This is a genomic window from Pseudomonas sp. GM24 (assembly GCF_000282235.1).
Classification (GTDB): Bacteria; Pseudomonadota; Gammaproteobacteria; order Pseudomonadales; family Pseudomonadaceae; genus Aquipseudomonas.
This window is the reverse complement of the sequence record NZ_AKJR01000183.1, coordinates 1-10,057: the sequence shown is the minus strand read 5'-3', so window position 1 is coordinate 10,057 and position 10,057 is coordinate 1. Positions and strand designations below refer to the sequence as shown.

At 60.8% G+C, this 10,057-nt stretch carries 5 protein-coding genes; all 5 read left to right on the top strand.

All coding sequences use genetic code 11. The features are described from left to right. The first annotated feature begins 160 nt into the window (after nt 1-160). The 5 genes from tpx to PMI23_RS20030 all read left to right on the top strand — a co-directional run bounded on the left by tpx (nt 161) and on the right by PMI23_RS20030 (nt 9,964). Entirely contained in the window at nt 161-661 is a 501-nt protein-coding gene (gene tpx, locus PMI23_RS20050; protein ID WP_007914372.1) for a thiol peroxidase, read from the top strand. A gap of 175 nt (nt 662-836) precedes the next feature. Continuing rightward, on the top strand, nt 837-2,144 hold the full coding sequence (locus tag PMI23_RS20045) for an MdtA/MuxA family multidrug efflux RND transporter periplasmic adaptor subunit (protein WP_007914370.1): 1,308 nt from the start codon (nt 837-839) through the stop codon (nt 2,142-2,144). Continuing rightward, the gene (locus PMI23_RS20040; protein WP_007914368.1) at nt 2,141-5,242 is read left to right on the top strand and encodes an MdtB/MuxB family multidrug efflux RND transporter permease subunit; all 3,102 of its coding nucleotides are present in this window, start codon (nt 2,141-2,143) and stop codon (nt 5,240-5,242) included. Before PMI23_RS20045 ends, PMI23_RS20040 begins: the two co-directional genes overlap by 4 nt. Before the next feature lie 145 nt (nt 5,243-5,387). Continuing rightward, the gene (locus PMI23_RS20035; protein WP_007914366.1) at nt 5,388-8,495 is read left to right on the top strand and encodes an efflux RND transporter permease subunit; all 3,108 of its coding nucleotides are present in this window, start codon (nt 5,388-5,390) and stop codon (nt 8,493-8,495) included. Next, a complete protein-coding gene (locus PMI23_RS20030; RefSeq protein WP_007914364.1) occupies nt 8,492-9,964 on the top strand; it encodes an efflux transporter outer membrane subunit in 1,473 nt (490 codons plus the stop codon). The genes PMI23_RS20035 and PMI23_RS20030 overlap by 4 nt, the downstream gene beginning before the upstream one ends. The last annotated feature ends 93 nt before the right edge of the window (nt 9,965-10,057 follow it).

The following is a 10,057-nucleotide window of genomic DNA, read 5'->3' as shown; positions in this document are numbered from 1 at the left end:
AGCAGGCTCACTCCTACAGGGGAATGGTTGTGGTTTTGTATACAGTTTTTCGCGCAGGCACCCAACAATTTCTAAACAGGGCATAGGTCGTCGGACAATTTCGTGGTTAACTTCGGCCTCTTGCATGCTTTCCAATCAAAACATCAGAAGGACTCAAGTCATGGCTCAAGTCACCCTTAAAGGCAACCCGGTTCAAGTCAACGGCCAGTTGCCACAAGCCGGTTCCAAGGCGCCAGCCTTTTCTCTGGTTGCCGGCAATCTGTCCGACGTCACCCTGAAAGACTTTGCCGGCAAGCGCAAAGTGCTGAACATCTTCCCAAGCGTTGACACCCCGACCTGCGCCACCTCGGTGCGCAAGTTCAACGCTCAGGCCAACGACATCGCCAACACCGTGGTGCTGTGCATCTCCGCTGACCTGCCGTTCGCCCAGGCACGTTTCTGCGGCGCCGAAGGCCTGGAAAACGTACAGAACCTGTCGACCCTGCGCGGTGCCGAGTTCATCGAGAACTACGGTGTGGCCATTGCTGACGGCCCGCTGAAAGGCCTGACCGCTCGCGCCGTTGTGGTTCTGGACGAAAACGACAACGTCCTGCACAGCGAACTGGTCAAGGAAATCGCTGAAGAGCCTAACTACGAAGCGGCCCTGTCCGTTCTCAAGTAAGCGCTTTTACAATTGTTAACGGCCTGGCCCTGTCCAGGCCGTTTTCATTTGTGTATCAGTGTTTTGCCTCACACCTTGAAACGTAAGGTGTAAGTAAATTGCCGGTAAAGCTGCTTTGCTAATTCCCCATCAGTGCTTATCGTTCAGCCTCCCGTAAAAGAAGCCCACGCGCCCAATGGTTAATCACTCCATGCAATCGTCCCCCCGTAACTCCCGTCGCTGGCTGATCAGCCTGCTTGTCTTGTTGGTGATCGCCGTCCTGTGCTGGAAATTCTGGCCCGCCGGTTCAGCCCACAAGGAGGGCGCTGACAAGGCAGCCGCCGGGCACACCGGGCGTTCGGGGATGATGCGGCCGGGCTTCGGTGGTGGTAGCGGGCCAATCCCGGTACGCGTGGCGCCAGCAGTCACCGGCGACTTCCCGCTGTACTACAAGGCGCTGGGCACGGTGACCGCTCTCAACACCATCAATGTGCGTAGCCGGGTGGGCGGCGAATTGGTCAAGATCAATTTCGAAGAAGGGCAGATGGTCAAGGCTGGAGACCTGCTGGCCGAGATCGACCCGCGACCGTACCAGAACGCCTTGCTGCAGGCCGAAGGCACCTTGCTGCAGAATCAGGCGCAACTGAAAAACGCTCAGGTCGATGTCGAGCGTTATCGCGGTCTGTACAAAGAGGACAGCATCGCCAAACAGACGCTGGACACCGCCGAAGCGCTGGTCGGTCAGTATCTGGGCACGGTCAAGACCAATCAGGCCGCGGTCAACGATGCCAAGCTCAATCTCGAATTCACCAAAATCCGCGCACCGATTGCCGGGCGTGTCGGTCTGCGTCAGGTTGACGTCGGCAACCTTGTCACCGCCAACGACACCACGTTCCTCGCCGTGATCACCCAGACCCAACCGATCAGCGTCGCCTTCACCTTGCCGGAAAACAGCCTCGAAACCGTGCTCGCCCGTTATCGCAGCGGCGCCAAGCTGCCGGCTGAAGCGTGGGATCGCGGCGACACCAAACTGCAAGCCACCGGCGTTCTGCAAAGCCTCGACAACCAGATCGACGTCGCCACCGGCACCCTGAAGTTCAAGGCCCGCTACGAAAACCGCGATCAGGCGTTGTTCCCCAACCAGTTCGTCAACGTTCACTTGCTGGCTGACACACTCAAAGGCGTGGTGCTGGCACCGTCAGCGGCTATCCAGTTCGGTACCAACGGCACGTTCGTCTATGCGCTGGACGGCGACAAGAAAGTCACCATCCGCCAACTGAAGATCGGTGCCAGTGATGGCGAAAACACCGTGGTTACCGAGGGCCTGGCCGCTGGCGACCGCGTGGTCCTGGAAGGCACCGACCGCCTGAAGGAAGGCAGTGAAGTGGAAGTGGTCAACGACAGCAATCAAGTGCCGACCACGCCGACCGAACACCTGCAAGGCAAATCTGCCGCCACCCCGACTGACGCTGCTGTTTCCGACAAGGCCAAGAAGGGCGCATGAACATTTCGCGGCTGTTCATCCTCCGACCGGTAGCCACCACCCTGAGCATGCTGGCCATTGTGCTGGCCGGCCTGATTGCTTATCGCTTGCTGCCCGTTTCTGCACTGCCACAAGTCGATTACCCGACCATCCGCGTCATGACCCTGTATCCCGGCGCCAGCCCGGATGTGATGACCAGTGCCGTGACGGCGCCGCTCGAACGCCAGTTCGGGCAGATGCCGGGCCTGACGCAAATGGCCTCGACCAGCTCCGGCGGTGCGTCGGTGCTGACGTTGCGTTTCAGCCTCGACATCAACATGGACGTTGCCGAGCAGCAGGTGCAAGCCGCCATCAACGCCGCGACCAATCTGCTGCCAACCGATTTGCCGGCACCGCCGGTGTACAACAAGGTCAACCCGGCGGACACCCCGGTGCTGACCCTGGCGATTACCTCGAAAACCATGCTGTTACCCAAGCTCAATGACCTGGTCGATACGCGCATGGCGCAGAAAATCGCCCAGATCAGCGGCGTCGGCATGGTCAGCATTGCCGGCGGTCAGCGTCAGGCCGTACGCATCAAGGTCAACCCTGAGGCGCTGGCGGCCAACAGCCTGAACCTGTCCGACGTGCGCACCTTGATCAGTGCCTCCAACGTCAACCAGCCGAAGGGCAACTTCGACGGTCCGACCCGCGTGTCAATGCTCGATGCCAACGACCAACTGACCTCGCCCGAGGACTACGCCAATCTGATTCTCGCCTACAAGAACGGCGCGCCGTTACGGCTCAAGGACGTGGCGGAAATTGTCGATGGCGCCGAGAACGAGCGTCTCGCGGCGTGGGCCAACAAGAATCAGGCCGTGCTGCTGAACATCCAGCGTCAGCCGGGTGCCAACGTCATTGAGGTGGTCGACCGCATCAAGGCGTTGCTGCCGAGCATCACCGACAACCTGCCGGCCGGCCTTGATGTCACCGTGCTGACCGACCGTACGCAAACCATTCGCGCCTCGGTCACTGATGTGCAACACGAATTGCTCATCGCCATCGCCCTGGTGGTGATGGTGACGTTCCTGTTCCTGCGCCGCGCCAGTGCGACGATCATTCCGTCGGTGGCCGTGCCGCTGTCGCTGATCGGCACGTTCGGCGTGATGTATCTGGCCGGGTTCTCGGTGAACAACCTGACCCTGATGGCCCTGACCATTGCCACCGGTTTTGTGGTCGACGACGCCATCGTCATGCTCGAGAACATCGCGCGCTTCATCGAAGAGGGCGACAGCCCGATGCAGGCCGCACTGAAGGGCGCCAAGCAGATTGGCTTTACCCTGATTTCCCTGACCCTGTCGCTGATCGCGGTACTTATTCCGCTGTTGTTCATGGCCGACGTGGTGGGGCGCTTGTTCCGTGAATTCGCCATCACTCTGGCTGTGGCAATCCTGATTTCACTGGTGGTCTCGCTGACCCTGACGCCGATGATGTGCGCGCGCTTGCTCAAGCGTGAGCCAGAAGCACATGAGCAGGGCCGTTTCTACCGCGTCAGCGGTGCAGTCATCGATTGGATGATCGCCGAGTATGGTCGGATGCTGCGCTGGGTGCTCAAGCATCAGCCGCTGACCTTGCTGGTGGCTATCGGCACGCTGGCGCTGACCGTGTTTCTGTACATGGTGGTGCCGAAGGGCTTCTTTCCGGTGCAGGACACCGGGGTGATTCAGGGTATTTCCGAGGCTCCGCAGTCGATTTCCTTCGCGGCGATGGGCGAGCGTCAACAAGAGCTGGCGAAGATCATTCTCGAAGATCCGGCCGTACAGAGCCTGTCGTCCTACATCGGTGTCGACGGCGATAACGCCACGCTCAACAGCGGCCGCTTGCTGATCAACCTCAAGCCTCACGGTGAGCGCGATCTGAGCGCCACAGAAGTGATTGCGCGCCTGCAACCGCAGCTGGACAAACTGGTTGGCATCCGTCTGTTCATGCAACCGGTGCAGGATCTGACCATCGAGGACCGCGTCAGCCGCACGCAATACCAGTTCAGCATGTCTTCGCCGGATTCCGAACTGCTCAGCCAGTGGAGCGGCCGGCTGGTCGAAGCGCTGGCCCAGCGTCCGGAACTGACCGACGTCGCCAGTGATTTGCAGGACAAGGGTTTGCAGGTCTATCTGGTGATCGACCGCGATGCCGCCTCACGCCTGGGCGTTTCGGTGGCGAACATCACCGATGCGCTGTACGACGCCTTCGGGCAGCGACAGATCTCGACCATTTACACCCAGGCCAGCCAGTACCGCGTGGTGCTGCAGGCCCAGGCCGGGGAGAAGATCGGCCCGCAGGCACTGGATCAGATTCATGTGAAGACTACTGACGGCGCACAGGTACGCCTGTCGAGTCTCGCCCATGTCGAAGAGCGTCAGGCGCAACTGGCGATCACCCATATCGGCCAGTTCCCGGCAGTGATGATGTCGTTCAACCTCGCACCCGGCGTGGCGTTGGGGCATGCGGTCGACATCATCGAGCAGGTACAGAAAGACATCGGCATGCCGGTTGGTGTGCAGACCCAGTTCCAGGGGGCGGCCGAAGCTTTCCAGGCGTCGTTGTCGAGCACTTTGCTGCTGATTCTGGCGGCAGTGGTGACCATGTACATCGTGCTGGGCGTGCTGTACGAGAGCTACATTCACCCGATCACTATTCTTTCGACCTTGCCGTCGGCGGCGGTCGGTGCGTTGCTGGCGTTGCTGCTCAGCGGCAATGACCTGGGCATGATCGCGATCATCGGTATCATTCTGCTGATCGGTATCGTGAAAAAGAACGCGATCATGATGATCGACTTCGCTCTCGATGCTGAACGCACCCAAGGCATGGCGCCGGAACAGGCGATTTATCAGGCGGCGCTGCTGCGCTTCCGGCCAATCCTCATGACCACGCTGGCGGCGCTGTTCGGTGCGGTGCCGTTGATGCTCGCCACCGGCTCCGGGGCTGAATTGCGTCAGCCGCTGGGTCTGGTAATGGTTGGCGGTCTGCTGGTGAGCCAGGTGCTGACGCTGTTCACCACGCCAGTGATCTACCTGTATTTCGACCGTCTCGGCCGGCGCTTTGGCAAGACCAATGCCGACACTGAAGAGGTGTCGGTATGACTTCGCGAGCATCACACATCCCTTGTGGGAGCGAGCCTGCTCGCGAAAGCGGCCTGTCAGGCAACATCATTGTTGTATACAAGATTGCATTCGCGAGCAGGCTCGCTCCCACAGGGATCTGCGGTCAAGGCGGAGATCGCGTTCGATGAACCTCTCCGGTCCTTTCATCAAGCGTCCGGTCGCGACGATGCTGCTCAGCCTGGCAATCATGCTGCTCGGCGGCGTCAGCTTCGGCTTGCTGCCAGTGGCGCCGCTGCCGCAAATGGACTTCCCGGTGATCGTCGTGCAGGCCAGCCTGCCCGGTGCCAGCCCGGAGGTCATGGCATCCACCGTGGCGACGCCGCTGGAGCGCTCATTCGGTGCGATTGCCGGCGTCAACACCATGAGCAGCCGTTCCAGTCAGGGTTCGACCCGGGTCATTCTGCAATTCGACCTCGACCGCGACATCAACGGCGCGGCGCGGGAAGTGCAGGCGGCGATCAACGCTTCGCGCAACCTGTTGCCGAGCGGGATGCGCAGCATGCCGACCTACAAGAAGGTCAACCCGTCGCAGGCGCCGATCATGGTGCTGTCGCTGACGTCGGACGTGCTGGAAAAAGGCCAGCTCTACGATTTGGCTTCGACCATTTTGTCCCAGAGCCTTTCACAGGTGCAGGGCGTCGGCGAAGTACAGATCGGCGGCAGTTCGCTGCCGGCGGTGCGTATCGAACTCGAACCGCAGGCGCTGAATCAGTACGGTGTAGCGCTCGACGATGTGCGCAAGACCATCGCCGATGCCAACGTGCGCCGGCCGAAGGGTTCGGTCGAAGACGGCCAGCGTTTGTGGCAGATCCAGGCCAATGATCAGCTGGAAAAAGCCAAGGATTACGAATCACTGATCATCCACTATGCCGATGGCGCAGCGCTGCGCCTCAAGGACGTGGCCAAGGTCAGTGATGGCGTCGAAGACCGCTACAACAGCGGCTTCTTCAACGATGACGCCGCCGTGCTGCTGGTGATCAACCGCCAGGCCGGCGCCAACATCATCGAGACGGTCAACGAGATCAAGGCGCAACTGCCGGCCCTGCAAGCGGTGTTGCCCGCCAGCGTGAAGCTGAATCTGGCCATGGACCGCTCGCCGGTGATCAAAGCCACCCTGCATGAAGCCGAGATGACCTTGCTGATTGCCGTGGCGCTGGTGATTCTGGTGGTGTTTCTGTTCCTCGGTAACTTCCGCGCCTCGCTGATTCCGACGTTGGCCGTGCCGGTGTCGCTGGTCGGCACCTTTGCGGTGATGTACCTCTACGGTTTCTCGCTGAACAACCTGTCGCTGATGGCGCTGATTCTGGCCACCGGTCTGGTGGTGGACGACGCCATTGTGGTGCTGGAGAACATTTCCCGGCACATCGACGAAGGCGTCAAACCGATGCAGGCCGCGTACCTCGGGGCCAAGGAAGTCGGGTTTACCTTGCTGTCGATGAACGTCTCGCTGGTGGCGGTGTTCCTCTCGATCCTGTTTATGGGCGGGATCGTCGAGAGCCTGTTTCGCGAGTTTTCCATCACCCTGGCCGCAGCCATCGTCGTGTCGCTGGTGGTTTCCCTGACGCTGACGCCGATGCTCTGCGCCCGTTGGCTGAAGCCGCACACACCCGGCCAGGAAAACCGCCTGCAACGCTGGAGCCGTCGCACCAACGACTGGATGGTCGGCAAATACGCCAGCAGCCTCGACTGGGTTTTGCGCCACCGGCGCCTGACGTTGCTCAGCTTGCTGATCACCGTCGGCGTCAACGTTGCGCTGTACGTGGTGGTGCCGAAAACCTTTATGCCACAGCAGGACACCGGCCAATTGATCGGTTTCGTACGCGGCGACGACGGCCTGTCGTTCAGCGTGATGCAGCCGAAAATGGAAATTTTCCGCCGCGCCGTGCTCAAGGACGAAGCGGTGGAAAGTGTCGCCGGGTTCATTGGCGGCAGCAACGGCACCAATAACGCCTTCATGCTGGTGCGTCTGAAGCCAATCAAGGAGCGCCAGCTCAACGCGCAGAAAGTCATCGAGCGCCTGCGCAAGGAAATGCCCAAGGTCCCCGGTGCGCAACTGATGCTGATGGCCGATCAGGATCTGCAATTTGGCGGCGGCCGCGAACAGACCACGTCGCAGTACAGCTACATCCTGCAAAGTGGTGATCTGGGCGAGTTGCGCAAGTGGTATCCAAAAGTGGTTACCGCGTTAAGGGCCTTGCCGGAACTGACGGCGATTGACGCCCGAGAGGGAGCGGGTGCCCAGCAAGTGACGTTGATCGTCGACCGCGATCAGGCCAAGCGCCTGGGGATCGACATGGACATGGTTACCTCGGTATTGAACAACGCCTACAGCCAGCGGCAGATTTCGACGATCTACGACAGCCTCAATCAGTATCAGGTGGTCATGGAGGTCAATCCGAAATACGCCCAGGACCCGGTGACGCTCAAGCAGGTGCAGGTGATCACCGCTGACGGTGCGCGGGTGCCGCTGTCGACGTTCGCTCATTACGAAAACAGCCTGGAAGACGACCGCGTCAGCCACGAAGGCCAGTTCGCCTCCGAAGACATTTCCTTCGACATGGCCGAAGGCGTGACGGTGGAGCAGGGCAGTGCTGCGATCGAGCGGGCGATTGCCAAGCTCGGCCTGCCGGAAGACGTCATCGCAAAAATGGCCGGCACCGCCGACGCCTTCGCCGCGACGCAAAAGAGCCAGCCGTTCATGATTCTCGGGGCGTTGCTGGCGGTGTATCTGGTGTTGGGTGTGCTGTATGAAAGCTACATTCATCCGCTGACGATTCTGTCGACCCTGCCGTCGGCCGGTGTCGGCGCGTTGCTGTCGATCTATGCGCTGGGCGGCGAGTTCAGCCTGATCTCGTTGCTCGGGTTGTTCCTGCTGATTGGCGTGGTGAAGAAAAACGCCATTCTGATGATCGACCTCGCGTTGCAACTGGAACGGCATCAGGGCCTGTCGCCGCTGGAATCGATCCGCAGCGCCTGTCTGCAACGCTTGCGGCCGATTCTGATGACCACGCTGGCGGCGATTCTCGGTGCCTTGCCGTTGCTGCTCGGCCGGGCCGAAGGCGCGGAAATGCGCCAGCCGCTGGGCCTGACCATCATCGGCGGGCTGATTTTCAGCCAGGTGCTGACGCTTTACACCACCCCGGTGGTTTACCTCTATCTTGACAAGCTGCGCCATCGTTTCAACAAATGGCGTGGCGTGCGCACTGACGCCGCTCTGGAAACTCCGCTATGACTGACCGTTCGCTTTTCAATCTGGCCACCGTTCGCGGCTCGCGTCTGCTGAGCCTGTCGCTGTGCGTGGCGATGCTCAGTGCCTGCGCCGTCGGCCCGGACTACCAACGGCCGCAAACTGCGGAAATCGCCCAGTACAAGGAGGCCGAGGGCTGGACTCAGGCCAACCCGAGCGATTCACTGGCCCGTGGGGCCTGGTGGGAGTTGTATGGCGATCAGCAGCTCAACGGCTTGATCGAGAAACTCAACAATTCCAACCAGACCGTCGCGCAGTCGGAAGCCCAGTACCGTCAGGCTCAGGCGTTGGTGCGCAGTGCCCGTGGCGCGTTTTATCCGAAAGTAGACTTGAGCCTCGGCAAGACCCGCTCCAGTCAGGGCACTGGCAGCAGCAGTTCGAGTCTGAGCAGTTCTTCCAGCGGTATCCGCGACACCTATAACGCCGAACTTGGCGTCAGTTGGGAAGCGGACGTGTGGGGCAAGCTGCGCCGTGGACTGGAAGCCGATGAGGCCAGCGCCCAGGCCAGTTTTGCCGATTTGGCTGCGATGCGCCTGAGCCAGCAATCGGAGCTGGTGCAGAACTACCTGCAACTGCGCGTGATCGATCAGCAGAAACGCCTGCTCGAAGCCACGGTCGCCGCCTACGAACGCTCGTTGAAGATGACCCAGAACCAGTACCGCGCAGGGGTTTCCGGGCGCGATGCGGTGGCGCAGGCACAGACACAACTGAAAAGCACCCAGGCCGATCTGGTTGACCTGATCTGGCAGCGCGCGCAATTCGAAAATGCGATTGCCGTGCTGACCGGGCAAGCCCCGGCGGATTTCAACATTGCCGAAGTGCAGACCATTCCAAAGCTGCCGCAAGTGCCGTTGAGCCTGCCCTCGCAGTTGCTGGAGCGGCGCCCGGACATCGCTTCGGCGGAGCGTTCGGTGATCGCTGCCAACGCCAACATCGGCGTGGCCAAAGCGGCGTATTACCCGGATCTGAGCTTGAGTCTGAGCGGCGGCTACAGCAGCAGTACTTCGCAGAACCTGGTCAGCCTGCCCAACCGTTTCTGGTCGGTGGGGCCGAAACTGGCGCTGCCGCTGTTTGACGGTGGCATTCGTTCGGCGGAAGTCGACCGCACCGAGGCGGTGTATGACCAGACCGTGGCCAAGTACCGTCAGACCGTGCTCGACGGTTTCCGCGAAATTGAAAACTATCTGGTGCAGCTCAAGGTGTACGAAGACGAAGCGGCGGTGCGCCAGGAGGCGCTCGATGCGGCGCGCGACTCCCTGCGTCTGACGGAGAACCAGTACAAGGCCGGTTTGATTGCTTACATCGACGTCGTGGTGGTGCAAGCCACGGCGCTGAGCAATGAGCGCAGCGTGCTCAACATTCTGCAAAGCCGCTTGATCGCCAGCGTGCAATTGATCGCTGCGCTGGGCGGTGGCTGGGACGGGCAACTGGATGTGAGCGATAACACCCGCTGAAGGTTGGCTTCACTGATCGTTCCCACGCTCCGCGTGGGAATGCCTCAACGGACGCTCCGCGTTCGACTTTGAAGGGACGCGGAGCGTCCCAGG